This is a genomic window from Pararhodobacter sp. CCB-MM2 (assembly GCF_001691415.1).
Lineage (GTDB): Bacteria > Pseudomonadota > Alphaproteobacteria > Rhodobacterales > Rhodobacteraceae > Pararhodobacter.
The window spans coordinates 72,364-95,981 of record NZ_LRRR01000003.1 but is presented as its reverse complement, the minus strand read 5'-3'; the positions used below and the strand labels follow the sequence as shown (position 1 = coordinate 95,981).

The 23,618-nt window shown below is 66.3% G+C and carries 26 protein-coding genes; 8 read left to right on the top strand and 18 right to left on the bottom strand.

Annotated elements, in window-relative coordinates; translation table 11 throughout:
* The first annotated feature begins 38 nt into the window (after nucleotides 1-38).
* Entirely contained in the window at nucleotides 39-359 is a 321-nt protein-coding gene (gene trxA, locus BCY78_RS05365; protein WP_068298893.1) for a thioredoxin, read from the top strand.
* An 85-nt stretch (nucleotides 360-444) separates the two neighbouring features.
* Here trxA and BCY78_RS05360 read toward each other — a convergent pair whose 3' ends face one another.
* On the bottom strand, nucleotides 445-1,995 hold the full coding sequence (locus BCY78_RS05360; RefSeq protein WP_068298890.1) for a PAS domain-containing protein: 1,551 nt from the start codon (nucleotides 1,993-1,995) through the stop codon (nucleotides 445-447).
* Nucleotides 1,996-2,134: 139 nt separating this feature from the next.
* Nucleotides 2,135-3,535, bottom strand: a complete 1,401-nt coding sequence (regB, locus tag BCY78_RS05355) for a sensor histidine kinase RegB (RefSeq protein ID WP_068298887.1) — start codon at nucleotides 3,533-3,535, stop codon at nucleotides 2,135-2,137.
* Between the two features lie 88 nt (nucleotides 3,536-3,623).
* Between regB and BCY78_RS05350 the strand changes: the two genes are divergently transcribed.
* The gene (locus tag BCY78_RS05350) at nucleotides 3,624-4,274 is read left to right on the top strand and encodes an SCO family protein (protein ID WP_068298885.1); all 651 of its coding nucleotides are present in this window, start codon (nucleotides 3,624-3,626) and stop codon (nucleotides 4,272-4,274) included.
* 104 nt (nucleotides 4,275-4,378) lie between these two features.
* Nucleotides 4,379-4,936 (top strand): ActR/PrrA/RegA family redox response regulator transcription factor, encoded by a 558-nt coding sequence (locus tag BCY78_RS05345; protein WP_068298882.1) that lies wholly within the window; start codon nucleotides 4,379-4,381, stop codon nucleotides 4,934-4,936.
* Between the two features lie 51 nt (nucleotides 4,937-4,987).
* On the opposite strand, the gene BCY78_RS05340 is transcribed toward BCY78_RS05345, so the two are convergent.
* Genes BCY78_RS05340 through BCY78_RS05305 form a run of 8 tightly spaced genes read right to left on the bottom strand, consistent with a single transcriptional unit; the run spans nucleotide 4,988 to nucleotide 11,936 of the window.
* Nucleotides 4,988-5,908, bottom strand: a complete 921-nt coding sequence (locus tag BCY78_RS05340) for an NAD-dependent epimerase/dehydratase family protein (protein ID WP_068298879.1) — start codon at nucleotides 5,906-5,908, stop codon at nucleotides 4,988-4,990.
* A complete protein-coding gene (locus tag BCY78_RS05335) occupies nucleotides 5,908-6,807 on the bottom strand; it encodes an MBL fold metallo-hydrolase (protein ID WP_199523116.1) in 900 nt (299 codons plus the stop codon). Before BCY78_RS05335 ends, BCY78_RS05340 begins: the two co-directional genes overlap by 1 nt.
* Complete coding sequence (locus tag BCY78_RS05330; protein WP_068298876.1) at nucleotides 6,804-7,769, bottom strand: fumarylacetoacetate hydrolase family protein; 966 nt, start codon at nucleotides 7,767-7,769, stop codon at nucleotides 6,804-6,806. The genes BCY78_RS05335 and BCY78_RS05330 overlap by 4 nt, the downstream gene beginning before the upstream one ends.
* Nucleotides 7,770-7,782: 13 nt before the next feature.
* Nucleotides 7,783-8,352, bottom strand: a complete 570-nt coding sequence (locus tag BCY78_RS05325; RefSeq protein ID WP_068298873.1) for a cupin domain-containing protein — start codon at nucleotides 8,350-8,352, stop codon at nucleotides 7,783-7,785.
* Nucleotides 8,352-9,473, bottom strand: a complete 1,122-nt coding sequence (locus BCY78_RS05320; RefSeq protein ID WP_068298870.1) for an FAD-dependent oxidoreductase — start codon at nucleotides 9,471-9,473, stop codon at nucleotides 8,352-8,354. The genes BCY78_RS05325 and BCY78_RS05320 overlap by 1 nt, the downstream gene beginning before the upstream one ends.
* An 18-nt stretch (nucleotides 9,474-9,491) precedes the next feature.
* Nucleotides 9,492-9,818, bottom strand: coding sequence for a Rieske 2Fe-2S domain-containing protein (locus tag BCY78_RS05315; protein WP_068298868.1), 327 nt, complete (start codon nucleotides 9,816-9,818; stop codon nucleotides 9,492-9,494).
* Nucleotides 9,819-9,820: 2 nt separating this feature from the next.
* The gene (locus tag BCY78_RS05310; RefSeq protein WP_068298867.1) at nucleotides 9,821-10,768 is read right to left on the bottom strand and encodes a VOC family protein; all 948 of its coding nucleotides are present in this window, start codon (nucleotides 10,766-10,768) and stop codon (nucleotides 9,821-9,823) included.
* Nucleotides 10,769-10,778: 10 nt separating this feature from the next.
* The gene (locus BCY78_RS05305) at nucleotides 10,779-11,936 is read right to left on the bottom strand and encodes a S9 family peptidase (protein ID WP_068298864.1); all 1,158 of its coding nucleotides are present in this window, start codon (nucleotides 11,934-11,936) and stop codon (nucleotides 10,779-10,781) included.
* Nucleotides 11,937-12,046: 110 nt separating this feature from the next.
* Between BCY78_RS05305 and BCY78_RS05300 the strand changes: the two genes are divergently transcribed.
* The 3 genes from BCY78_RS05300 (at nucleotide 12,047) to BCY78_RS25170 (ending at nucleotide 15,064) form a co-directional block, all read left to right on the top strand.
* Nucleotides 12,047-12,952: a LysR family transcriptional regulator gene (locus BCY78_RS05300; RefSeq protein ID WP_068298862.1), complete on the top strand. Its 906-nt coding sequence runs from the start codon at nucleotides 12,047-12,049 to the stop codon at nucleotides 12,950-12,952.
* 101 nt (nucleotides 12,953-13,053) lie between these two features.
* Nucleotides 13,054-14,064, top strand: a complete 1,011-nt coding sequence (gene dctP, locus BCY78_RS05295) for a TRAP transporter substrate-binding protein DctP (protein WP_068298860.1) — start codon at nucleotides 13,054-13,056, stop codon at nucleotides 14,062-14,064.
* 190 nt (nucleotides 14,065-14,254) lie between these two features.
* A complete protein-coding gene (locus BCY78_RS25170; protein ID WP_158515903.1) occupies nucleotides 14,255-15,064 on the top strand; it encodes a hypothetical protein in 810 nt (269 codons plus the stop codon).
* 183 nt (nucleotides 15,065-15,247) lie between these two features.
* Here the strand turns inward: BCY78_RS25170 and BCY78_RS05290 are convergent, their stop codons facing one another.
* From BCY78_RS05290 to BCY78_RS05265, 6 genes are all read right to left on the bottom strand, one after another.
* Entirely contained in the window at nucleotides 15,248-17,173 is a 1,926-nt protein-coding gene (locus tag BCY78_RS05290; RefSeq protein WP_083194837.1) for a TRAP transporter large permease subunit, read from the bottom strand.
* 15 nt (nucleotides 17,174-17,188) lie between these two features.
* A complete protein-coding gene (locus BCY78_RS05285) occupies nucleotides 17,189-17,959 on the bottom strand; it encodes a cyclase family protein (RefSeq protein WP_068298859.1) in 771 nt (256 codons plus the stop codon).
* Between the two features lie 110 nt (nucleotides 17,960-18,069).
* The gene (locus tag BCY78_RS05280) at nucleotides 18,070-18,471 is read right to left on the bottom strand and encodes a MarR family winged helix-turn-helix transcriptional regulator (RefSeq protein ID WP_068299344.1); all 402 of its coding nucleotides are present in this window, start codon (nucleotides 18,469-18,471) and stop codon (nucleotides 18,070-18,072) included.
* Nucleotides 18,472-18,524: 53 nt separating this feature from the next.
* Nucleotides 18,525-19,370 carry a carbon-nitrogen hydrolase family protein gene (locus BCY78_RS05275; RefSeq protein WP_068299342.1) on the bottom strand — a complete coding sequence of 282 codons (846 nt, stop codon included), beginning with the start codon at nucleotides 19,368-19,370 and terminating at the stop codon, nucleotides 18,525-18,527.
* Nucleotides 19,371-19,374: 4 nt separating this feature from the next.
* A complete protein-coding gene (grxC, locus tag BCY78_RS05270) occupies nucleotides 19,375-19,632 on the bottom strand; it encodes a glutaredoxin 3 (protein WP_068298856.1) in 258 nt (85 codons plus the stop codon).
* A gap of 74 nt (nucleotides 19,633-19,706) precedes the next feature.
* On the bottom strand, nucleotides 19,707-20,480 hold the full coding sequence (locus tag BCY78_RS05265; RefSeq protein ID WP_068298853.1) for a ComF family protein: 774 nt from the start codon (nucleotides 20,478-20,480) through the stop codon (nucleotides 19,707-19,709).
* On the opposite strand from BCY78_RS05265, the gene BCY78_RS05260 reads away from it, so the two are divergent.
* The gene (locus BCY78_RS05260; protein ID WP_068298850.1) at nucleotides 20,479-21,339 is read left to right on the top strand and encodes an SAM-dependent methyltransferase; all 861 of its coding nucleotides are present in this window, start codon (nucleotides 20,479-20,481) and stop codon (nucleotides 21,337-21,339) included. The two genes, BCY78_RS05265 and BCY78_RS05260, sit on opposite strands and share 2 nt — an antisense overlap.
* A gap of 49 nt (nucleotides 21,340-21,388) precedes the next feature.
* Nucleotides 21,389-22,447, top strand: coding sequence for a ferrochelatase (gene hemH, locus BCY78_RS05255; RefSeq protein ID WP_068298846.1), 1,059 nt, complete (start codon nucleotides 21,389-21,391; stop codon nucleotides 22,445-22,447).
* A gap of 179 nt (nucleotides 22,448-22,626) precedes the next feature.
* On the opposite strand, the gene BCY78_RS25825 is transcribed toward hemH, so the two are convergent.
* Nucleotides 22,627-22,803, bottom strand: coding sequence for a hypothetical protein (locus BCY78_RS25825; protein ID WP_199523114.1), 177 nt, complete (start codon nucleotides 22,801-22,803; stop codon nucleotides 22,627-22,629).
* A 148-nt stretch (nucleotides 22,804-22,951) separates the two neighbouring features.
* Complete coding sequence (locus tag BCY78_RS05250) at nucleotides 22,952-23,575, bottom strand: L,D-transpeptidase (protein WP_068298841.1); 624 nt, start codon at nucleotides 23,573-23,575, stop codon at nucleotides 22,952-22,954.
* Nucleotides 23,576-23,618: the final 43 nt, after the last annotated feature.

The following is a 23,618-nucleotide window of genomic DNA, read 5'->3' as shown; positions in this document are numbered from 1 at the left end:
ATCGCCCCCCTTTTTCCGAACACGTCAGGAGACCTGAAATGGCTACCTTCCCCGTGACCGACGCCACCTTCGACGCCGAAGTCCGCAACAGCGACCTGCCGGTCGTCATCGATTTCTGGGCCGAATGGTGCGGCCCGTGCCGCCAGATCGGCCCGGCTCTGGAAGAGCTGTCCGAGCAGTTCGAAGGCCGCGTGAAGATCGCCAAGGTCAACGTGGATGAGAACCCGCAGGTCACCGCTGCCATGGGCATCCGCGGCATCCCGGCGCTGTTCCTGGTGAAAGACGGCCAGATCGTCGCCAACAAGGTCGGCGCCGCGCCGAAAGCCGCGCTGCAGAGCTGGATCGAATCCTCGATCTGATCCGCTGACCGGCCGATCCTGAGTATTGCGAACGCCGGGCCCTTGGGTCCGGCGTTTTGCGTTTCGGTTCAGGCTTTGGCGCGGGTCAGGCCGTGGCGCGGACCCGGTCGCTGGCGCGGGCACCGGTGGACTCGGTGAAGCCGATCATCAGCGCCCCCGTCGAGGTTCGTCGCGCCTCGACCTGCAACGGGCTGCCACCGGGATCCTGCATCACCCCGCGCACCGGGGCGCCATCGCCTTTGCCGGGGCGGGCCAACAGGGCGATGCGCTGCCACATCTCGGCCTCGCCGCCGGTGTCGCGCCATCCGGCAAGGGCTTGGGGCAGGGTGACGGCGCCCAGCGACTCCTCACCTTCCAGCGTCCAGAGGCGGGAGAAGGCGTCGTTGGTCAGGACCAGCTCGCCATTCGGGGCAAAGACCGCCAGCGCGTCCGGGATCTGGTTCAGCACCGATTGCGTGGTCTCCAGCTCGGCGCGGGTATTGCGGTTGAGATGGGTCTCGGAGGTGATGTCCTCGATCAGGAAGGCCAGCGCGCCGTCCGGATGGGGATTGGCGCTGACGCGGAAGGTCTGGCCCGAGTGCAGGGACCAGGTTTCCTCGAATTCGCCCTGCGGGGCGGCGGTTTCGATCTCCAGCAGGCGCTTGGCCCAGCTACGGTAATCACGCGGCTCCGGCAGGACATGCTTGTCGCGCATGCGGTTCAGAAAACCTTCGATCCCCGGCTTTGACAGCAGGAATTCCGGCTCCAGACCCGTCAGGTCGGTGAGCGCCGGGTTGAACATCTGCAGCCGCCGCGTCCGGTCGAAGACAGCGAGGCCGATGGGCAGGGTGGCGAAGGTCTTGGTCAGGGTCTGGATGAATTCGCGCTTGGTCCGCTCGGCCTTGTAGGCCTCATCGGCGGGCAGGGCATAGACCAGCGCCTCGTCGCCTTCCTCGATGCGGGTGAGGTCGAACCAGGCCTCTCGCCCCTTGCCAAGCGGGAGAGCGCGGCGGCGTGGGGCCGTGCTGTCTTCCGGGAAAAGCGCGGGCAGGGGCCAGCTGAGGGTGTCGCCGGCGCCGCTGCGGGCCAGATGCTTGAGGTATTGCTCATTGGCCCAGGTGATCCGGCCCCGCGCGTCCTCGCGCCAGGACAGAAGCGGCGCGGCCTCGGTCAATTGGCGCAGTTGCGCGACCTCTTCCTGCATGGCGCGGAACGACAGGCGGTCGAGGACGACCGCCGCGTCTTCGGCCAGCGTGTCGATCACGGTGAGACGCAGCGCGCCCTCCAGCCAATCCATCTGCAATTCGGTGCCGCGGCCATCTTCCGCGATCAGCCGTGCGCGACGAGAAAGCGGCAATTCGGCAAGCGTAGAGCCGAATCCGGGGAACTCACGGGCCAGAAACCGGCTGATGCGGGACCAGTCTGCCTGCTCCTCGGCATCGGCATGATGCAGCGAGTCCAGCAAGGCGCGGCCGCGCGGATTGGCGTCCACCAAGGTGCCACTGTCGAACAGGAAAGCCGCGTCTCCACCGGGGGACAGCATCTGCGGCCCCTCCACGCGGCGCGCCTGCAAGGCCGAGGCGATCAGCAGCGTGGCAAGGATCGTCACGGCCGAGCTGGCCACGAGGACAAGGGCGAAGGCGAAAGTGGTCGACATGGGGCTTCCCCAATATTGCCGCAAAAAGGCCGGGCATTTCCTTACTTCTGCCCAACTTCGGCCATATTGGTTAAACGCGAGTTAAGAGCTGAGACCGGCTCTCAGCTCTGGATTCTATATCATTGATTTTGCGATGGTTTCAGGCGCCGCTGGGGTCCAGCGGGGTATTGTCGCCAAGGGCCCGACGGGGGTCTGCTTCGATCGCCTGACGGGGCCATTGCACCTCGGCCAGGGCGCCGCAGCGGGTTGAGTCGCCACGCCGTGGCAGGCTTGCCCCGGTGCAATTGCGGAAGCCGACTTGCGCGCCGGTCCGCTCCAGCAAGGTCTTGGCGATGAACAGGCCGAGGCCCATCCCCTCGTATTCCGGGCGGCTGTCGTCGCGGGAATCGGCGGCCCGTCGCTGGCGCAGATAGGGCTCGCCGATCCGGGCCAGCAAATGGGGCGGATAGCCGGGGCCGTCATCGATGACCCGCAGGACAATGCGGCGGGCGTCCCAATCGGCCTCGATCCAGACCTGCGCCTCGGCGAAGTCGACGGCATTTTGGATCAGGTTGCGCAGGCCGTGGACGATTTCGGGCCGGCGCAGGATCTCCGGCATCGGGGTGGCGTCAGGATGATGGGCGGGCAGCGCATCGAAGCTGATCGATTTGCCCCGCGCGGCGTGGGGGCTGGCGGCCTCGTCTACCACGGCTTCCAGCGGCGCGTGACGCAGGTGCAGATCATCCTTCCCGGCCTGCCCCATGGAGCGCAGGATGGCGCGGCACCGGTCGGCCTGCTCCCGGATCAGCCGCGCGTCTTCGGCCAGATCGGGATCGTCCAGCGCGTCGATCAGTTCGGCCGAGACCAGCTTGATCGTGGCCAGAGGCGTGCCGAGCTCATGCGCGGCGGCGGCCACAACCCCGCCCAGATCGGTGAGCTTCTGCTCCCGCGCCAAGGCCATGGAGGTCGCCAGAAGGGCCTCGGTCAGACGATGCTTCTCGGCCGCGACGGAGCGGGAATAGAGGCCGATGAACGCGATGCCGATCACCAAAGCGATCCAGAAGCCGTAGCGGAACAGGTCCGGCAGCACGAGGATATCGCCCGAGGCGGTGCGCAGGGGCTCAAACGTGAAGGCCAGCAGGGAGGCCAGCGCGACCGCCAGCCCGCCAAGGATCAGCACCGCGCGCAGGGTCAGTGCGGTGGCGGCGATGGTGACCGGGGCGATCAGCAGCAGGCCGAAGGGGTTGTTCATGCCGCCGGTGAGGAACAGCAGCAGCGCCAACTGGGTAGTGTCGAAGATCAGGGTGAGCAGCGTCTCGCCCTCCGACAGGCGGCGCGTGCGGGGGAAGACGGTCATCGACGCAAGGTTCGACGCGGCTGAAACGCCGACCACGGCCAGGCACAGGGCCAGCGCGAAATGCAGGTTCAGCACGAAATGCGCCAGCAGCAGGGCAAAGACCTGCCCGGTCGCGGCCAGCCAGCGCACGCGCGTCAGCGTTTCCAGCCGGACCCAATGGCCCTGCACATCCCGGTTCATGAGCCCCTGCGCCTGGCTGTCCATCGGCGTCCTGTTGTCGCGGTCACGGCTTTGCGCCTTGTTACGCGGCAGGGGCTGAGGCATCAAGCGCGCAGCGAACAGGAGACCTGCCATGACCAAGGCCTATGCGATCGGCGCTGCGGCGCTCGTGACCCTCATGCTGCTGGTGCTGGGGGCGCTGGCGATGTTCCAGCCACCTTGGCTGCGCGACATGTTGGGCATGGATCAGGATCCCTTCGCGCCTTGCCGCACGACCAATGCCATGGGCGGGCTGGACCAGATTGGCGGGCCCTTCACGCTGGTCAACAGCGAGGGCCAGACGGTCACCGATGCCGATGTGATCACGATGCCGTCGATCGTCTATTTCGGCTACACCTTCTGCCCCGATGTCTGCCCGCTGGACAGCGCCCGCAATGCGCTGGCGACCGAGATCCTGGAAGAGAACGGCGAGATCGTACAGCCGGTGTTCATCTCGTTCGACCCGGCGCGCGACACGCCCGAGGTGGTCGGCGAGTTTGCCTCGATCTTCCATCCGCGCATGGTCGGCCTGACCGGCAGCGATGAGCAGGTCCGGGCCGCCTCGCGCGCGTATCGCACCTATTTCGCACAGCAGGACAGTGGCGATGACGAGTTCTATCTGATGGACCACTCGACCTTCAGCTATTTCGTGATCCCCGGCCAAGGCACGGTCGAGATCTTCCGTCACGACGAAACCGCCGAAGCCGTCGCCGAGAAGGCGCAGTGCTTCCTGTCGCGTCTATAATCCTTCGCCGGGTTGCAGGGGAACATATCAGGTTTCTTGCATCCGGGTTTGCTTTTGAAACGTAGGCTGCTTAGATCGTAGGCAGTAGACGCAAGGACATAATCATGGCCGATGACAGCCCTCTCGACCTTGGCGCGGACCCGTCCCTTCTGCTGGTCGATGATGACGAGGTGTTCCTGAAGCGCCTCGCCCGCGCGATGGAGCGTCGCGGTTTCACCGTCGAGACCGCCGGGTCCGTGGCCGCTGGCAAGGCGCTGGCCGTCTCGCGCCCGCCGGCCTATGCGGTGATCGACCTGCGGCTGGAAGATGGCAATGGTCTGGATGTGGTCGAGGCGCTGCGCGCCAAGCGGCCCGATGCACGGATCGTCGTGCTGACCGGATACGGCGCGATTGCCACAGCAGTAGCGGCGGTGAAAATCGGCGCGACGGACTACCTGTCGAAGCCGGCCGATGCCGATGAGGTGGTGAACGCGCTGCTGCAACGCGAAGGCGCCGTCCTGCCCGAGCCGCCCGAAAACCCGATGTCCGCCGATCGCGTGCGCTGGGAGCATATCCAGCGCGTCTATGAGCAATGCGACCGCAATGTCAGCGAGACGGCGCGGCGGTTGTCGATGCATCGTCGGACCTTGCAGCGCATTCTGGCGAAGCGCAGCCCGCGTTGAGGGGGCGGAGGGGGGCTCTGCCCCCCGCCTTCGGCTCCCCCCGGGATATTTCTAGAGCAAAGATGAAGGGGCCGCGGCGTCGGTCCTCAGATCGTGGAGCACTTGCTCGACGAGGGCCTTCGGCGTGGCATCAGTTCTGAAGCCGGCGGCGAGGGCCTTGGGGGCGAGGAGCGGGGGTTGGCGGCCGAAGAGAGTCTCGATCTTCGGGTCAGGTGCCCAAGTGATCTGGGTGGCGCCGAGGGCTTCGACGACATCACGTAGGCTGGCATGAAGCGCGGGAAGGGTGACGGTCGGGGGCAGGTCGCGGGCCGTGGCGGCGTGCAACAAGTTGGCGGCACAGGTTGATCGGGACATCCACCAGGCGGTCGCATCGGGGCCGGTTGGGCAAGTGTAGAGACGGTTTTTGCGCGCGGCGTGGAAGATTTCGGACATGAAGGCCGAGCCGAAACCGCCGGCGCCCTCGGGACGGGCGACAATGCCGGGCAGGCGCAGGCTGATCGCGTCGAGGTCGCCGCGGCGGGTGAGATCGGCGAGGTAGATCTCGGTCATCCATTTCTGCGCGCCGTAGCTGAGCGTCGGCGCGGGGGGATGATCCTCGGACACGGGCGCCGAGCCCAGGGGGCCGAAGACGGCGATGGAGCTGGCGAAGACGAGGCGCGGTCTCACCCCGCCAGCACGGGTCTGCGCGGCGAGGCGGTCGGCGAGGTGGAGCGGCGCGTCGAGATTGATCCGGCGGGCGCGTTCGGGTTCACGCTCGGCCAGCGTGCCGGGGAGACTGGCGAGGTGGAAGACCAGATCGAGCGGGGCCTCGGTCAGTTGGTCGATGAAACCGGGATCGCCGAGGTCGCCGGTCCGCCAAGGGCCGGGAGCGCGGTCGGTGAGGATCAGCTCGGCATTCGGGAAAGCTGCGGGCAGGGCGCGGATCAGCGCCTGCGCGACGAAGCCGCCCGCGCCGGTGACCAGCACCCGCATCAATAGGACCCGAGGTCGGCGCCGATGTTGACTTTCCCCGCGAAGCGCGCGGCGATGCGGGCGGCGTAGCTCTCGGCAGTGTCGGGCGTGGCGCAGCCGGGGGCGAAATGGGTGGCGACGACATGGTTAACGCCGGCGCGCTGGGCGAGGTCGCCGAGATCCTCGGGCGAGAGGTGATGGCCCGAAAGATGCGCGCGGATCTTCTGCAGTGCCTCCTCGGGCATATGGGGATTGGTGGCGCGGACGCGGCCCATCGTGTGGTCCAGATCCATCATCTCGCCCACCAGCAAATCGCAGCCACGCGCAAGCACCTCGACTGCCTGACAGGGGCCGGTATCGCCGGTGAAGATCAGGCTGCGGCCCGGCAGATCGAAGCGCAGGGACAGCGAGAGGGGGCCGGGTCGGCCGGCCTCGCTCTCGGCGCGGTAATGGGTGTTTTCGCAGGCGGTGACGACCATCTCGCCCAGTTCGATGCGCGACGTGGCGTCGATTTCCACCACCCGCGTGAAGTCGCGCGGATGGGGCAGGGTCTGGCCCTTCACGCCGAAGCCGATGGCTTGCGGCACGTCGCAGGCGGCGATCAGCCCCTCGACGATCGCACGCGTGCCGGGCGGGCCGTAGATCGTCAGGGGCGTCTGGCGCATGGTCATCATGTTCACGCCGAGGCAGGCGAAGAGGCTGCCGATATGGTCGAAATGGTGATGCGTGAGGAAGATCTCCTGCACCGCTTTGAACTCGACCCCGGCGCGTTTGAGTTGCCCCATCGCCCCCTCCCCGCAATCGACCAGCACGGGGCGATCACCGTTCATCACCAGATGCGCGGGTTGCGAGCGGATCGGGTTCTGCATCGGGCCGCCGCCGGTGCCGAGCGTGGTGAAGGACGAGGGGGCAGGGCTCATGCTTTGACAACTTTCTGGTCGATGGGACCGAAGAGGGGCGTGCCGTCGGGCAGGCGGGCTTCCATGCGGATGCGGTCGCCGAAGGCCATGAAGGCGGTCTTGGGCTCGCCCAGATCCTCCATCTCGATGCCGCGCCGCTCGGCGATGCAGGAGGAGCCGACCTCGCGGTAGTTCTCGTTCGAGACGGTGCCCGAGCCGATCACCGTGCCGGCGACGAGGCTGCGGGAATAGGCGGCATGGGCGACGAGATCGTCGAAACCGCAGCTCATCGCCGCGCCATTGGCGGCGCCGAAGCGGGTCTCGTTCCAGTCGATCTGCAGCGGCAGGGCGATGCGGGCGTCGCTCCAATGGGGCCCGAGTTCATCCGGGGTCACGGCGACCGGGGCCATGGAGCAGGCGGGTTTGGCGTGGATCCAGCCGAAGCCGGTCTTCATCTCCAAAGGCGCGATGCGGCGCAGGGACCAGTCGTTGATCTGCACCAGCAGGCGGATATGGCCGCGCGCGGTGGCGGCATCGACGCCCATCGGTACGGCGTCGGTGATCAGCCCGTATTCGCCTTCGAAATCAATGCCATCACTCTCAGACGGAAGGGGGACATCGGCGCAGGGGGCGAGGAATTGATGCGACATGCCTTGATACATCAGGGGCCGGCCCTCGGTATCGACCGGCGCGATCTTGAACACCCGTTGCATCAACTCGCCATGGCTGTCGAAGGCCGAGCCATCCAGCCATTGCCAGGCGCGCGGCAGGGGCGCGAGGGCCTGCGCGGGGTCGAAAGCCACGCCGCCGCTCTCGTTCAGCGCCTCGTATTCGGCGGTCAGGGCGGGGGCGAGGGTTGCCCAATCCTCCATCAGCGCCTGCAGGGTGGGGGCGGCCATGGCGGGGGCGCAGCGGGTCAGGTCGCGGCTGACGACATGCAGGCGGCCGTCAGGGGTGCCGTTGGGCAGGGTGGCGAGTTTCATGGGATCTCCTCTCTCAGTCGCGGGAGGTTAGGTCGGGATCGAACCGGCCGTCCACCAGAACGAAGAGCATCCGGCAGGGCTGCCCCGAGCGGTTGGCCCAGGCGTGGTTGGTGCCGCGTTGGACGACGACATGGCCGGGCCTCAGCAGTACCTCGTCCCGGTCCAGCACCAGCGTGCATTCGCCCGCAAGAACAACGCCGTAATCGACGCTCTCGGTCCGGTGCATCAGCGGATGGGGGCTGTCCTCGGCCACGGTCGAGGCCTCGGCATCGCCGATCTGGGTGAAGGCGTCCTGCATCTTGGCGGCGCCGTGGCGGAGGAAATCCTCGGTATCGGGCGGGATGTCGACGATGCGAATGCGGGTGCCCTGCGCGGGCGGCGGCAGGCGCAGTGGCCCGAGGGTCGGGTCCGCGCCATTGCCGACCGGAGCGGGGGCGCCTTCGGTGGCCCAGATCTCGTGAAACACGGTGCCGGGGATGGCGGCGATCTCGGCGACATGGGGCAGGGGCCCGTTCTCGGCGATGATCGCCTTGCCCTCGGCATCATGGCCGGTGACGACGCGGGTGATCGGCGGGAAGGCCATCAGATCGGCGCCGCCAGCGCGCCGAGGGTCTGGCCCATGATCCGCTGGTGTTCCTCGGGCGTGCCATGGCCCTGCTCGATCTCGGCCAGACGGCCCGAGTTCTCGACGACCATGCGGCAGCGCTCCCAACGGCGGTCCTGGAAGGCGGTGAGCGCCCCCTCGATGTCCTGCGCGGCTAGCTCATCGGCCAGCACCACCGCATCCTCCATGCCGATCATCGCCCCGGCGGCCATATGGGGTGTGGTCGCGTGCACCGCGTCGCCGATCAGCACCACGCGGCCGCGATGCCAGGGGCGGGGCATCAGCATCTGTTCCAGCGGGCGGTAGATCACCTGACTGTCGGCATTGAGACCGGCGGCGATGTCCTGCACTGTCTTGGCCGGGAAGCCCTGAAGCAGGCCGCGCAGGATCTCCAGCTGGGCGTCTTCGGGCACGCGGTCATTGGTCGGCCGGTCCTCGGTCACGAAGAGATACGCCCGGCCGTCGGAGACGCCGTTGACCCCGTATTTCAGCTTCGAGCCGATCCACATGGTGACCGTCTCGATCCCTGCGGGCAGGGGCAGCACGGCGCGCCAGACGGCCTGACCGATGTAGCGGGGTTTCGGGGCATCGGGGAAGATCGCGGCGCGGGTGGTGGAATAGAGCCCGTCGGCGCCGATCACGAGGTCATACTCGCCGCTGGTGCCGTCGCTGAAGGTCACCGTGACGCCGTCCTTGCGGTTGTCGAAACCCGTGGCGCTGATCCCGAGGCGCACCTTCGTCGCAGTCGACCGCACCCGGTCCGAGAGCAGCTTGGCCAGCACCGGCCGCAGGATGCCGCCATTGCCCGTGGCGCCCTCTTGCAGCGAGGGGGTGGGCAGGCGCGCGACCGGCGTGTCAGCCGGGCTGCGCATCTCGACCCCGTCGGTCATGGAGCCCACCGCCTTGAAGGCCTCAAGGATCCCCAGCCGCGCGAAGACCCGGAAGATCCCGCCATTGAGGCTGATCCCGGCGCCATAGCTGCGCCAGCCTGCGTCGATCTCGACCAGATCGACCGCATTCCCGGCCTCGGCCAGCAGGATCGCCGCGCTCATGCCGGAGAAGCCGCCCCCCACGATGAGGATCCGCCGTTTGTCGCCCATATTCCCCTCCCTCAGGGTTCAGCGGTCCAGATGGATGCCGCCGTCCTTGTCCAGTCGCAGGGGCACGCGGGTCAGCCGCTTGCCCAGACAGGGGCCCTGCACGCAGGCGCCCGTTTCGATGTCGAACCACGCCCCATGGGCATGGCAGGCGAGATGCGTGCGCGCACCGTTCAGATAGGCGTCGCGTTTCCAGGCCATCGGCGTGCCGCCCGCGTAATGCGGACAGAGATCCCGCCAGCCATGGACGCGCCCCTCCCGGCGCACCACGATCACCTTCGCCTTGAGGCCCGGGACCTCGAACCCCCGCGCCTCACCGTCGTCCAGATCCGCCAGATGGCAGAGCATCCTCAGCCCTTCGGCCCGCCCGGAGGCCCGCCACCCGGCGCCCATTTCGCGCGCCATTGCAGCAGGAAGGCCTGGCTGGCTTCCGGTCCCATCGGCGCCTCGCGCGGGGCCCAGGTATCGTCATGGGTGTCCATGTCGGCGTCGAATTCGACGTTACAGCCAAGGGGGCTCTTGAAGTACCAGAACCAGTTCGAGCCGAATTTGTGGCGGCCGGGGCCCCAGAAACTCTCGAAGCCCTGTTCCATCATCCGGCTGCCGGCGAGCATCAATTCGGTCGGGCCGCCGAGATGGAAGGCCAGATGCTCGACGCCCTGCATGTAGGGGGGCGTGCGGATGAAGAAATGCGTGTGGTGATCGGGGTTCGCCTGCGGGCGCAGGAAGGGCCCGGCGCCGGTGAGCGTGTCGGTGATGCGAAAGCCCAGCCGGTCACGGTAGAAGCCGACAGCGGTGTCGATATCGGGCGTGAAGAGCACGACATGCGAGAGCGTGCGGGGCTTCGCCGGCATGTCCTGCGTGACGCCCACGGCGTTGACCGGGCGGCCCGGCGCATAGGGCGCGTTGACCTTCTCGCCGGGCAGGTCGAGGGGCTTGCGGATGCTGACCTGAAAGGCCAGCTCGAAGCCTTGGTCGTCCTGCGTGCGCAGCGTCCCGTCGGCCAGCCGCAGCACTTGCCGGTCGCGCGACAGCTCGACCTCGACGGCGGAAAGCGCGGCCTCGTCCACCACGCCGATCACCTGCAGCCGCAGCATGTTGCCGGTCTTCAGCGCCGGCGGCAGCGAGGGATCGTCACGGCGCCGGATCTCCAGCCCCGTGCCGTCGAGCGCGATATAGCGGCCGCCCTTCTCGGGGCTGTAGCCGACGGGATCGAGCCCATAGGCGGTGAGGAAATCGTGGCAGGCGGGCACGTCGTCCACGCCGAAGACCAGAAAATCGGGACCGATGATCTGCATGGTTTCCCCCTCAGGCAATGCGGCCGCCGAGGCATTCGGCGACGAAATCGGAAATGCAGTCGAGCGCGGGGCCCGAGTTGTCGACGCTGGAATGCTGCACGCCCCCGGTGCGCTCGTCGAAGATCACCAGTTCCCGGCGCGGGCTGTTGACCAGCTGCTCATAGGTGCGATGCGCCCATTTCAGCGGGATCTGGCTGTCATGCTTGCCATGCGTCACGAGATACGGGACGCGGATGCGGTCCAGCACACCATCGAGATGCATGTGCTCGGCCTTGGCCATGAAGTCGTCGGTGTCCTTGGCCCCGAAGACCCAGGCGGCATGCGACCAGTAATGCGGCACGGGGAAATCGCCCTCGCGCTCCAGCCGCCGCTTCTGCACGTCGCGCCAATCGTGGTTGGCGCCCCAGCTGACGCCACAGGCAAAGCGCGGCTCGAAGGCCACGGCGCGCGGCGCGTAGTAACCGCCGAGGCTGACCCCCTCCATGCCGATGCGCTTTGCGTCGACATCCGGCCGCGCGGCGAGCCAGTCATAGACCGGGGTCGCCCAATGCTCGCTGTCATGGCGCGCGGTGAGGCCTTGCAGGCGCAGCGCCTCGCCCGTTCCCGGCTGGTCCAGCACGAGGGACGCGATGCCGCGTTTCGCCAGCATCCCCGGCAGCTGCGCCATGAAGCGCATCTCCTTGGTGCTGTCGAAGCCGTTGACCTGCACCAGCACGGGCTGCGGGCCGTCCACGCCCTCGGCCGGGACGAAGATGCCCGAGAGATGCTTGCCCTCATAGGGAATCGACACGCGGTAAGCGTCGGTGCCGCCAAGCGAGAGCGCCTGATAGAAACTCGCCAGATGCTTGCGATAGAGCGCCATCCGCCCTTCCGAGCCATGCGCCTGCAGGCGTTCGGCGGTGATCAGGTAGTTGGCCGCGCGCATCAGCTTGTTCGACGCGGACAGGCTGCGGCCCCGGGCCAGATCGTCCTGCGCGAGGTCGATGAGATTGTCGGCCCCCTCGGACCAGACCTTGCGGAAGGCGAGCGTGCCGCCGTCTTCGGGGGTCAAAGCTGCCTCCTTCAGGGGCGCACACATCGCCTCGATCTCGCCTAAGCGCCCGCCCATCTCGATCGACAGGTTGATCGACAGGTCCCAGACGTAATTCGTGGGGAAATAGCGGAACACGCAGTGCCTCCCTTTGCGCTTCGTTGGAGGCGACCATAGTGAGGGGGTTTCCATTGATGAAATTGTAAGTATCAATGCAAGGTATTCATCAGACTTCTGGGAGGTGGCTGATGCGCTTCCAAAATCTCGACCTCAATCTGCTGGCGGCGCTGGACAAGCTGATCCGGCTGCAAAGCGTCAGCCGCGCCGCCGACGAGCTGTCGATCACCCAATCGGCCATGTCGAACGCGCTGAACCGGCTGCGGATGTATTTCGACGACCCGCTGCTGGTGCAGGTCGGCCGGCGGATGGAACTGACCCCGCGTGCCGAATCCCTCGCAGGCCCGGTGCGCGACATCCTCGTGCGGATCGAGGCCGCCGTCGCCACCCCGCCCGATTTCGACCCGCTGACCTCGACCCGGACGATCGCGCTGATGGTCTCGGATTACAGCCTCGCCACCGTGGTGCCGCCCTTCGTGCGCCGCATCGCCCGGGCCGCGCCCGGCATGAAGCTGGCGATCAAGGCGCAACGCACCTATCCCGGCCTGCAATTGGAACGCGGGGATACCGACCTCCTGATCGCGCCGCGGGTCTATTCCTCGCCCGACCATCCCTCGGACCCGCTGCTGGCCGATCCGATGGTCTGTGTGATGGATGCCGCGAATCCCTTGGCGCAGCGGATGGACCTGCAGGGCTTCGCGCAGGCCCAGCATGTCGGCATGGAGCCCCCGGTCGGCGGCCAGAGCTATGCCTCGCACCTCCTGCGCGATGCCGGGGTGGAGGTGACGATTGCCGTCACCTCGTTCAGCTTCCACTCGCTGCCGGACCTCGTGCGCGGGACCGATCGGATCACGCTGGTGCAACGCCGCCTCGCCGAGCGCATGGCGCGCGAGGTCGGCGGCCTCGCGCTGGTGGAGCCGCCGATTGCCATGGCGCCGCTGGAGCAGGTGCTCCAGTGGCATTCGATGCGCGACACCGATCCGGCGCTGATCTGGCTGCGGCGGCAATTGCATGCCTCGGTGGCCGAAGACGCATGAATCCGCTGAATACCACCCATTGAACCAATCAAATTTTCAAAGGGGTGATGCACGGCTAGCCTTCCTCCCGACCCCGACAGGGGCCTGAGGGAGGAAAAACCATGTTTCAACGCACCATCGCGGCGCTGCTGTCCAGCGCGGCGCTTCTGACCACCGTGCCCGCCGCCGCGCAGGAGGTTCTGGCCTTCGGCACCGCCAACCCCGAGCAGCACCCGCTGGTCACCCGCATCCTCACCCCCTGGGTCGAGGCGATCAATGCCGAGGATCCCTCGGTCCTGCAGATCGAGCTGCGCAACGGGCCGATGATCGTCAACCACGAGAATTTCTACGACCGCGTGCAGGATGACGTGGTGCAGATGGTCTGGGGCATCACCGCCTTCGACGCCGGGCGCTTCCCGCGCTCGCTGGTGACGACGCTGCCCTTCATGGTCGAGAACTCCGAACAGGGCGCCGTCGCCGCCTGCCTGATGCACGAACGCGGGATGTTCGACGGCGAGATGGCCGACATCGTGCCTCTGGTCTTCGTGCAATTCCCGCAGGCGAGCCTGCATTTCCAGAACCATCCCGCGACCTCGATGGAGGATATGGCCGGGATGAAGGTGATGACCGGCAGCCCGGTCGTCGCGGGGCTGGTGCAGGCCTATGGCGGCACGCCCCTGTCGATCAACGTGCCTGAGATGTATCAGGCCCTGCAGCGCGGCACGGCCGAGGGGCTGGTGATGAACTTCACCGCCTTCCCCGGCTTCCGCCTGCACGAGGTGACCACAGACCACCTGATCGCACCTCTGGGCGGCGGGCTCGGCATGGTCTTCATGATGCGCGACCGCTACGACGCTCTGCCCGAGGCCGCCCGGGCGATCCTCGACCGTCATTCGGGATGTGACGCGGCGCGTCAGCTGGGGGTCGAGGTCGACGCCTGGGAAGCGGATGCGCTGGGCTTTGTCCGTAGCAATGGCGAGCGCCGCTTCCACACGCTGAGTGAGGAGCAGGTGGCCGAGCTGGTCGCCCGCGTCGGCGCGCCGATCGAGGCGGCCTTTGTCGAGCGCACGCCGGGCGGCGCCGAGGTGCTGGAGGCCTACCGGCAGGCATTGGGGGATGCTGGCGGGGAGTGAGGCTTCTGCATCAGGAGCAGAGAGGAGGGCCCCGGGTGGGGCTCTTCTTGTATGAAAAGGGTCTATATAGGCGGGGAGCGGTCCTTTGCTGCGGTCCGTACCCAAGATCGTATCGAGAAGTGGAACGATCAGTCCAACTTTATGCCACGCAGTACTTGCAAGAAAACATGCTTTCGCCAATCTTACATCAATGCCACATATTTTCACCTCCCTCCGTCACGCTACTGAGAAGCTGCTGGAAGCAGAATACTTCCTTTGTAGGTCCATGGAGGCGGATGGGATTTATTTCCAGTATGAACTAAACGCCTTTCTGTCTGCTTCTCGGAACGTTACATTCATAATGCAGAGTTCGATGTCGAGAGTCGCCGGTTTCGGTGACTGGTATGCTGAGAAACAGGCAATAATGCGTAACGACCCTGCCATGCGCTTCTTTTTAGAACTCCGAAATGTTTCCCAGAAGCAGGGCCCTGTGTCATACGTCAGCGGCGCGATAATAGGCGGAGGATACACGTATCGGTTCGTTGAGGATCGCACAAAACTACCAAGGGATGTTATTGGCAAAGATATTAGGGTTGCATGTGCTGAGCATCTTGTGAAGCTCGGATCGCTATTATCAGATTTTTACACTGATATGCCCTTCGACGCTTGTCCATGGCGGGCGTTCTCTGAAGCGGGAATGAAAGCTTTGCATTTTGAATGGTCTGATGTGGAAGTAGCTGTAGGATATCCATCTGGATGGGCGAATGTTGATATTCCCGCTGAAGAGAAATTCAAACACCTTAGGAGGGACATTGAACCGCTGAATGTCAGTGCGATTGAGCGCATCGCGTCGAATAATATTACTGGGGAAAAAGGTCCGATCGATTTCTCAAATGTCATTGGCACTGGATTGATTGATCGTTTTGCAGATAACATGTCCAGAAATGGCCTGTCACTGAACCCAAGAGCAGCTTTCCTACGAGCTGTTATTGATAGAGTCAAAGATATTGATGGAAAATGAAGGGGCGGAACTTTGTGTCTTTTAAGGCTTCGCTGCAGGTCTTGATTCTTCGAGTTCCATTTCTTACTGTAGATTAATAATTCACTGCAACAGCTCGGGCAATAAACCGTATTGGTCTGGTATATGGCCGGCTCATGGGCCTAGCTGAGTGGCACGCACCAGGCGATAGCGCTACTTCCCCCTTCACCGCATCGTCCCCGGCAACCACAGCGACAGCGCCGGCACCGCGACCAGCAGGACGATCTTCACCAGATCGGCCAGAATGAACGGCACTACGCCGCGCATCACCGTGCCCAGTGGCACATCCTTTTGCAGCGCCTTCAGCACGAAGAGGTTCATGCCGAAGGGGGGCGTGATCATCCCGGTCTCGACCACCACCAGCATCAACACGCCCCAGAACAGGATGTCGTAGCCCAGATCCAGCACCAGCGGCGTCACCACCGGGACCGTGATCACCATCACCGCGAAGCTGTCCATGACCGAGCCCAGCGCGAGGTAGAACAGGATCAGCACGCCGAGGATCAACACCGGCCGGGCCTCGATCCCGCCGATCCAGTCGGTGACCATCTGCGGCGTGCCGCCCAGGTTGATGAAGAAGGAAAACACCAGCGCGCCGAAGATCAGCGCGTAGATCATCGCGGTCGAGGCCGTGGTCTCGCCGAAGACCTGCAAGAGGCTGTGGCGGTTCAGGCGGCCTCGGGCCAAGGCCAGCAGGAAAGCGCCGACCGCGCCGACGGCGGCGCTCTCGGTCGCGGTGAAGAGCCCGCCATAGAGCCCGCCGATCACCGCCGTGAACAGCAGGATCACCGGGAAGGCGCCCTTCAGCGCGGGGATCAGGTCGGCGCGCGAGCCGGGCTCGGTTTCGGGGACCAGCGCGGGATTCAGGCGCAGGGTGATCCAGATCGTCGCGAAATAGAGCAGCAGGGCCAGCAGCGCCGGGACCATGGCGGCGACGAAGAGCGCGGCGATGGATTCCTCGGTCAGCAGCGCGAAGAGGATGATCACGCCTGAGGGCGGGACCAACGCGCCCAGAGTGCCTCCGGCGGCGACGGTGGCGGTGGAGAGGGCAGGGGCATAGCCGCGGCGGGTCATCTCGGGCAGGGCGAGGCGGCCGAAGGTGGCCGAGGTGGCGACGGAGTTGCCGCTGACCGCGCCGAAGCCCGCGCAACCCGCGACCGTGGCATAGGCGAGCCCGCCGCGCACCCCGCCAAGGAGGGCGTTGGCCACGCGGAACAGATCGTCCGAGATCCCGGCGGCGACGGCGAAGGCGCCCATGATCAGGAACAGGGGCAGCGTGGCGACCTGCGGATCGCGCAGGAAATCCGCGCTGTCCGAGGCGAAGACATTCCCCGAGGTCGCGCCGCCGAGATAGAGCATCGTGCCGGCGAGCCCGATGGCGGCGGTGACGGTGGCGAGGGGCAACTGCAGCAGCACGCCGAGCCACAGGACGGTGAAGGCGAGGATCACGGTCAAAGCCGGATGCGCGCCGGCCCATTGGGTGAGGCCGTCGTAATCCGCCACGCCCCAGCCGAGGCCGCCGAGCACCAGCACGACCAAGAGCGCCGCCAACACGGGGACCACGGGATGCGAGCGCGGGCCCTTGGCCTTGGGCAGCGCGAGGACATCCTGGACGGCATTGGACAGTTGCACCAAAGCGGCAAGGCCCATGAAAAAGGCGATGGCGAAATAGGTCGGCGCGAGGGGCCAGTTCCAGATCGCCGTGGCGCGCCCCTGTGCGGCATAGCGCAGCCCCAACACCGAGAGCCGCCAGGCCAGCAGCGCGAAGAAGGCGGCGAGCATCAGGGAGCCGAGCAGCGTCATCCAGGCGGTCAGCCGCGGCCCGGTCATCGCACCCAGAAGGTCGATGCGCAGATTGACCCGCCGCGCGGCCCCGGCGGGGAGTGTGGCGGCGACGGCGACAGCGAAGACGCTCGACATGATCTCATTGAGCGCGACGATGGCGGTGCCGAGGAGCCAGCGCGCCAGCACATCGCCGACGACGATGATCGCGCCCGTCAGGATACCGGCGACGGCGACCATGGCGACATAGCCGGTGAGGCGCTCGACACCGGGGACGGTGCCGCGCGAGGGGAGGGAGTCGGTGTTCATGGGGGCTTCCTCGGGTCAGTCGATCAGCGCGACGGGGCGGCACCAACCGGCCGAGGCGCGCTCGACCTTCACCGGCAGCGCGATGACCCGGAAGCCGGTGGCGGGTAGCTGGTCGAGATTGGCCAGCTTCTCCATATGGCAATAGACGCTGTCGGCACCGGCCTTGTGACCCTCCCAGAAGACCGACCAATCGCCGGTCTGCCGCGCCTTGGCGGCCTGCATGGCGAGGGGGGGATCCCAGCTCCAGGCGTCGGTGCCGCAGATCTTCACGCCGCGCGCGGTCAGGTAGAGCGTCGCCTCCCGGCCCATGCCGCAGCCCGAGGCGACGTAATCCTCCCGCCCGTAGCGCGCGCCGGCGGCGGTGTTGACCAGCACGATGTCGCCGGGCTGGAGGCTGTGGTCGATCCGCGCGAGTTCCGCCTCGACCTCGGCCGCCGAGACGGTATGGCCGTTGGGCAGATGGCGGAAATCGAGCTTCACGCCGGGACCGAAACACCAATCCAGCGGGATCTCGTCGATGGTCATCGCCCGCTCGCCACCATTCATCGTCGGGTGGTAATGCCAGGGCGCGTCCATATGCGTGCCGTTATGGGTGGTGATCCGGCAGCGCTCGGCCGCCGCGCCCGCGCCGTCGCGCAGGGCGCCCTCGGGCACGCCGAACATGGCCTGAAAATCCCGCGCGCCGGTGGCATGGTCGAGATATTCGATCTCGGGCCCCAGCCCCTTGGGGTCCGAGGCAATGCCTGCCGTCAGGCTCACCGCCAAGTCGATGATCCGCTGCGCCATATGTCCCTCCCCGCCCGTTTCCGGGTCCTCCGCGCGGGGTCACGCTATTGCGCTGCGGTGCATCAGTCGAATTGATAGTGCAAATGCGAAGGATCGGCAGGGTGAATGGATCAGCCCTGCTGGTCGTCCTTTTCCAGCTCCACCCGCAATTCGCGCAGCACCGGCAGGATGGCGCGGACGCGGTCGATGCCGATCTTCGAGGCCAGCGCGCCGATGACCGGGGAGATCGCCTGAATTGCCGCATCGCGCGCGGCTCGGCCTGCGGGCGAGATCGACACGAACTTGCGCCGTGCGTCGTCCCAATCGGGGCGGATGTGGATATGGCCGGCGATTTCCAGCTTGCCCAGCGTGTTGGTCATCGCGCCGCGCGTGACGTGGAAGGACTTCGCCAGCTGCGCGGGCGTGCGTTCCTCCTGCTTGCGGGCGAGGTGATTGAGCACGCTGAAATGCGACAGCTCCATGCCCTTGGGCAGCACCTTGGTCAGCCGTGCGCGGGCCAGCTGATCGGTCATGAACAGCTCGGCAAACAGCGGGACCGCGAGGTCATCAAGGGGCTTGGGCGGCTTCACGTCAGGCTCTCGGGCGCGGTGAAGGGGCGGTCGTGGTGCAAAGCGGGGACCTTGTGGCGGGCGTTCTCAACCTCAGCCATATCGAGATCGGCGAAGACGATACCCGGGGTCTCGCCCGCATCGCCGATCACCTCACCCCAAGGCGCGACGGCCAGCGCATGGCCATAGGTGGCGCGCCTGCGGCCGGTGGTCTGCGGATGCTGGCCGCATTGCGCGGGGGCGAGGACGTAGCACCCGGTCTCGATCGCGCGGGCGCGCAAGAGCGTGTGCCAATGCGCGGCGCCGGTGACGGGGCTGAAGGCGGCAGGAACGGTCAGCACTTGCGCGCCGGCCTTGGCCAAGGCGCGGTAGAGAGGGGCGAAGCGCACGTCGTAGCAGACGGACATCCCCAGAGTGGCGAAGTCGGTCTTGGCAACGACCGCCTTGTCGCCGGGGCGGATACCGGCGCTCTCGCGATAGGTTTCGGTTTCCGAGACCTGCACGTCGAAGAGATGGATCTTGTCATAGCGGGCGGTCACGGCCCCGTCCGGCCCGATCAGGATCGAGCGGTTGGCGAAGCGCGCATCCTCAGGGTCGCCGGTCTTCACGATCAGCGAGCCCGCCAGCAGCCAGATACCGGCACGGGCGGCCTCATCCCTCAGCATGGCCAGCACCGGGTCTTCGGCCTCGATGGATAGGACGCCCTGCTGGTGCTTGCGATCCGAGGAGATGCAATTGGTGCATTCCGGCGTCAGCACGAAGCCCGCGCCGCCGGCTACGGCCTGCCGCACGGCCTCGCGCACCAGCGAGACATTCTCCAGCGGCAGGTCGCCGACGCTCAGTTGCAGCAGGCCCGCGCGCATGGGGTCAGGCCGCCAAAAGCGGGTCGAGGCCGCCGCGCCGGTCCAGCGCATGCATGTCGTCGCTGCCGCCGATATGGGTGCCGTTGATGAAGATTTGCGGGACGGTGCGGCCGCCATTCGCGCGCTTGACCATCTCGTCGCGGCGGTCGGGGTTCTCGATCACGTCGATCTCGGTGAACTCGACGCCCTTCGAGGTGAGGAGACGCTTCGCGGCATGGCAGTAGCCGCAGAAGGGCGAGGTGTAGATTTCGACCTTGGCCATTGGGGGATCCTTTCGCGTTGCAACGGATGTAGTGCGCAAGGCGCGCGTTGTGAACCGCTAACGCGCCGTCGTCCTCATTCGTCGCGCAGCACACGGGCGAGGATGATCACATCGACATCATCTGCGCCCGCCGCGAAGCAGGCTTCGGACGCTGCCGCCAGCGTCGCGCCCGAGGTCATCACATCGTCGACCAGAAGCACATGCCTGCCTTCGACGGCCTTGAGCCGCTTGGGATGGGCGATGATCGCGCCCTGCATGTTGTCGAAGCGGGCAAGGCGGCTGCGCCCGTCCTGGCTGTGGGTGGAGCGCGGGCGCAACAGCAGGTCCGGCAGGTGGGGACGCTGCAACAGCCGGGCCAGCGCACCGGACAGAAGGGCCGATTGGTTATAGCGCCGCCGAAACAGCCGCCAGCGGTGCAGGGGAACGGGAACAAGCACGGTATCGGGCCGGACCAGCGGCGCGGCGTGGCGGGCCATCCAGCGCGCGGCGGGGTGGGCGATGTCCTGCCGGTCGCCATGTTTCAGCGCCAGCACCAGTTTGCGCGCGGCCCCGCCATAGACCAGCGGTGCACGGCCCCGGCTCCATGGGCGGGGGGTGGTACGGCAATCGTCGCACAGGATCGGCGCATCCTCGGAGGGACCGGGCAGGGGGGTCGCGCATCGGTCGCAGGACAGGCCGGTGATGAAGGGCGTCTCTGCCCAGCAGCGGGCGCAGAGGGTGCCGGGTTCCAGCACCGCTTCCGTGCAGGCGAGGCATTGCGGTGGGTACAGGATATCCAGCCCCCGCCGCAGGGTGTGATGGATGGCCGTCTTGACTTCCGACCCCGTGAGGCGAAACAGAGTGCCCATGAGCGCCAATCGTCCCCCCGCCCTGACCGACCGCGCCGCCTTGGCCCGGTTCCGTGACCGCGCCCGCCGCGATCCCGCGTTCTTCCTGCAGGACGACGCCGCCGACGAAGTTCAGGATCGGCTGATCGAGGTTAACAGAACGTTTACGAAGCCGGCGATCGTGACGCCTTTCCCGGAAGTCTGGGAGGGCCGTCTGCCCGGCGCGAAGATCATCGCCGACGATGAGGTGCTGGACCTTGAGGAAGGCGCTCACGACCTCGTGATCCACGCGCTGGCGCTGCATTGGGCCGATGACCCCTTGGGTCAGATCATCCAGTCCCGCCGCGCCCTGCAGCCGGACGGGCTGTTCATGGGGGTGATGTTCGGGGGGCAATCGCTGAACGAACTCCGCGCGGTGCTGGCGCAGGCCGAGAGCGACGTGACCGGCGGGCTGTCGCCCCGCGTGGTGCCGATGGGTGAGATCCGCGATCTGGGCGCGTTGCTGCAACGCGCGGGCTTCGCGCTGCCGGTGGCGGATGGCTTCACCCGGACGGTGCTGTATCGCGACCTCCTGCATCTGGTGCGTGACCTGCGCGCGATGGGCGAGGTGAATGCGCTGGCCGGGCGCCACAAGGCCCCGATGAAGCGCGCCATGCTGATCCGCGCCGCGCAGCTGTACGTAGAGACCTACGCCGATGCCGAGGGACGCCTGCCTGCCACGGTGGAGACGCTGTTCCTGACCGGCTGGGCGCCCTCGGACACGCAGCAGAAGCCGCTGAGGCCGGGCTCGGCCGCGCATCGGCTGGCCGAGGCGCTGGGCACCAAGGAAACGGGTCTGGAACCGGCGCCTTTCAGCGCAGACCGCCCGGCCAAGGATTGACGACAGGGACGGACCCGGTAGGTCTGGCGCCCGATCTGAGAGGACAACGATGAAAGACACGCCCGGACACGGCCGCCTGGCCCATGCCCCCGCCGACCACCCCGCCGTGAAGCCGGCCAAGGTGGGCGTGCTGATCGCCAACCTCGGGACGCCGGACAATTACGACTACTGGTCGATGCGGCGCTATCTGAACGAGTTCCTCTCGGACGAGCGGGTCATCGACCTGCCGCGCTGGAAATGGCAACCGCTGCTGCAGCTGATCATTCTGACGAAGCGGCCGTTCAGCTCGGGCAAGAATTACAAGTCGATCTGGAATCACGACAGGGGCGAGAGCCCGCTGATGACGATCACCAAGGACCAGACGGCGGCGCTTGTCGCGCGGATGGAGGCGGCGTTCGGCGACAGCGTGATGGTCGATTTCTGCATGCGCTACGGCAATCCCTCGACCGAGAGCGTGGTCGAGAAGATGGTCAAGGCGGGCTGCGAGAAGATCCTGTTTTTCCCGCTCTATCCGCAATACGCGGGCGCGACGACGGCGACGGCCAATGACCAGTTCTTCCGCGCGCTGATGAAACAGCCTTGGCAACCCGCCGCGCGCACCGTCCCGGCCTATTTCGACAACCCGCTTTATATCGAGGCGCTCGCCCAATCGGTCGAGACCGCCTATGCCGGGCTGGAGGTCAAACCGGACCTGCTGATCGCGTCCTACCACGGGATGCCGAAGCGCTATCTGATGCAGGGCGACCCGTACCATTGCCAGTGCCAGAAGACGACGCGCATGCTGCGCGAACGGCTGGGCTGGGGGGCTGATTCGATCCACACCACCTTCCAGTCGGTCTTTGGCCGCGAGGAATGGCTGAAGCCCTACACGGTCGAACATGTGGCCGAGCTGGCGAAAAAGGGCGTGAAGCGGATCGCGGTGATGGCGCCGGCCTTCAGCGCCGATTGCATCGAGACGCTGGAGGAAATTCAGGGCGAGATCCGCGAGGCCTTCGAGCATGCGGGCGGCGAGAGCTTCACCTATATCCCCTGCCTCAATGACGATGCGCTGCACATGGACGTGCTGGCCCATATCGCCACCGAGAACCTGCGCGGCTGGCTGGACTGACCTGCTGCACCGCAGAAATAGAGAAGGCCGGCAAGGGTTTCCTCGCCGGCCTTCTCTATGTCTGGGCCCATTTCCGTCGCCGAATTCAGGCCCCGAAAAACCGAAAGGGGCCAGGCGAGCCTGACCCCTTTGGTTTGATATCGTAGTCGGACCCGGTCAGACCGGAGCCGATTGCGAAATCACGAAGCCGCGACGGCGACGAGCAGGAGCAGCAGCAGCGGAACCACGACACCGCCAACCGACGACGACGAGTGAGCCACAACCACTTCCGGCTCGACGACCGGAGCGACGTAGCCGGTGGCCAGAGCGGCGGTGCCAGCAACGGCGAACAGCGCGGCGAGAGCAAGTTTCTTCATGTTAACCTCCAGTATTCGCATGTCCCTGCTTTGATATGAGGACAGAAACATGCACCCAAGACGATACCTCGTACCTGATCTGAAAGCAGTTTGCGGCTTCAAATGCAACGGGTGACGTGTGGCATTCGTGCGCTTCGCGGGCTTGTCGTCAAATTAGCAACACCTGCGTACCCACTCTCGCATAAGAAAAAAGCTGCGAGATGTGCTCGTTGTACAGACCGATGCAGCCGCTGGACGAACGCCGTCCGATCTTGCGCGTGTCATGGGTCCCGTGGATGCGATAATAGGTCCATCCGAGGTACAGCGCATGGCTGCCCAGCGGGTTGTCCGGGCCGGGCCCGACGAAGGGCGGCCATTCCGGATAGCGGGCGCGCATTTCGGGCGTGGGGCGCCATTCCGGGCCCACGACCTTGCGCACGACCTCGGTCCGGCCGGTGCGGGTCAGCTCCTCGGTCATCGGGACCGAAGAGGGGTAGATCCGGTAGGTGCGTTCGTCCTCGGACCAGAAATGCACGCAACGGCTGACGGTATCGGCCAGAATCGCCCCGCCGCGCAGGTTGTCGAAATGGTTGCGCCATTCCAGTACGCGGAAGCTGGTGATGTTGCGCCGCGTCTCTTCGCGCTGATCGGCCTCGAGGTCATTGCGGTTGACCAGCGCCGCGCCGGATTGTGCCTGCGCGAGGACGGCAGGGGCCGCGAGGCTGGCGCCCAAGGCGACGCCACCCAGAAGGAAGCCGCGGCGACTGGACCGCAGAGGGGGGAATGGGGACATGAAACTGCTCTCGATGCCTCTGTTTTTTCGGGCATGATAGCGT

What these genes read in the sequence shown, in the direction of transcription:
- BCY78_RS05265 (WP_068298853.1), bottom strand. Translation starts at nt 20,480, where the DNA reads ATGGGCACTCTGTTTCGCCTCACGGGGTCGGAAGTCAAGACGGCCATC.
- BCY78_RS05285 (WP_068298859.1), bottom strand. Translation starts at nt 17,959, where the DNA reads ATGGCGCAGCGGATCATCGACTTGGCGGTGAGCCTGACGGCAGGCATT.
- BCY78_RS05320 (WP_068298870.1), bottom strand. Translation starts at nt 9,473, where the DNA reads ATGGGCGACAAACGGCGGATCCTCATCGTGGGGGGCGGCTTCTCCGGC.
- BCY78_RS05315 (WP_068298868.1), bottom strand. Translation starts at nt 9,818, where the DNA reads ATGCTCTGCCATCTGGCGGATCTGGACGACGGTGAGGCGCGGGGGTTC.
- BCY78_RS05340 (WP_068298879.1), bottom strand. Translation starts at nt 5,908, where the DNA reads ATGCGGGTGCTGGTCACCGGCGCGGGCGGCTTCGTCGCGCAGGCGCTG.
- BCY78_RS05330 (WP_068298876.1), bottom strand. Translation starts at nt 7,769, where the DNA reads ATGAAACTCGCCACCCTGCCCAACGGCACCCCTGACGGCCGCCTGCAT.
- regB (WP_068298887.1), bottom strand. Translation starts at nt 3,535, where the DNA reads ATGGACAGCCAGGCGCAGGGGCTCATGAACCGGGATGTGCAGGGCCAT.
- BCY78_RS25825 (WP_199523114.1), bottom strand. Translation starts at nt 22,803, where the DNA reads ATGAAGAAACTTGCTCTCGCCGCGCTGTTCGCCGTTGCTGGCACCGCC.
- BCY78_RS05345 (WP_068298882.1), top strand. Translation starts at nt 4,379, where the DNA reads ATGGCCGATGACAGCCCTCTCGACCTTGGCGCGGACCCGTCCCTTCTG.
- BCY78_RS05325 (WP_068298873.1), bottom strand. Translation starts at nt 8,352, where the DNA reads ATGGCCTTCCCGCCGATCACCCGCGTCGTCACCGGCCATGATGCCGAG.
- BCY78_RS05360 (WP_068298890.1), bottom strand. Translation starts at nt 1,995, where the DNA reads ATGTCGACCACTTTCGCCTTCGCCCTTGTCCTCGTGGCCAGCTCGGCC.
- grxC (WP_068298856.1), bottom strand. Translation starts at nt 19,632, where the DNA reads ATGGCCAAGGTCGAAATCTACACCTCGCCCTTCTGCGGCTACTGCCAT.
- BCY78_RS25170 (WP_158515903.1), top strand. Translation starts at nt 14,255, where the DNA reads ATGCCACATATTTTCACCTCCCTCCGTCACGCTACTGAGAAGCTGCTG.
- BCY78_RS05280 (WP_068299344.1), bottom strand. Translation starts at nt 18,471, where the DNA reads ATGACCGATCAGCTGGCCCGCGCACGGCTGACCAAGGTGCTGCCCAAG.
- BCY78_RS05275 (WP_068299342.1), bottom strand. Translation starts at nt 19,370, where the DNA reads ATGCGCGCGGGCCTGCTGCAACTGAGCGTCGGCGACCTGCCGCTGGAG.
- trxA (WP_068298893.1), top strand. Translation starts at nt 39, where the DNA reads ATGGCTACCTTCCCCGTGACCGACGCCACCTTCGACGCCGAAGTCCGC.
- BCY78_RS05300 (WP_068298862.1), top strand. Translation starts at nt 12,047, where the DNA reads ATGCGCTTCCAAAATCTCGACCTCAATCTGCTGGCGGCGCTGGACAAG.
- BCY78_RS05290 (WP_083194837.1), bottom strand. Translation starts at nt 17,173, where the DNA reads ATGAACACCGACTCCCTCCCCTCGCGCGGCACCGTCCCCGGTGTCGAG.
- BCY78_RS05260 (WP_068298850.1), top strand. Translation starts at nt 20,479, where the DNA reads ATGAGCGCCAATCGTCCCCCCGCCCTGACCGACCGCGCCGCCTTGGCC.
- BCY78_RS05310 (WP_068298867.1), bottom strand. Translation starts at nt 10,768, where the DNA reads ATGCAGATCATCGGTCCCGATTTTCTGGTCTTCGGCGTGGACGACGTG.
- BCY78_RS05335 (WP_199523116.1), bottom strand. Translation starts at nt 6,807, where the DNA reads ATGAGCCCTGCCCCCTCGTCCTTCACCACGCTCGGCACCGGCGGCGGC.
- hemH (WP_068298846.1), top strand. Translation starts at nt 21,389, where the DNA reads ATGAAAGACACGCCCGGACACGGCCGCCTGGCCCATGCCCCCGCCGAC.
- BCY78_RS05350 (WP_068298885.1), top strand. Translation starts at nt 3,624, where the DNA reads ATGACCAAGGCCTATGCGATCGGCGCTGCGGCGCTCGTGACCCTCATG.
- BCY78_RS05250 (WP_068298841.1), bottom strand. Translation starts at nt 23,575, where the DNA reads ATGTCCCCATTCCCCCCTCTGCGGTCCAGTCGCCGCGGCTTCCTTCTG.
- dctP (WP_068298860.1), top strand. Translation starts at nt 13,054, where the DNA reads ATGTTTCAACGCACCATCGCGGCGCTGCTGTCCAGCGCGGCGCTTCTG.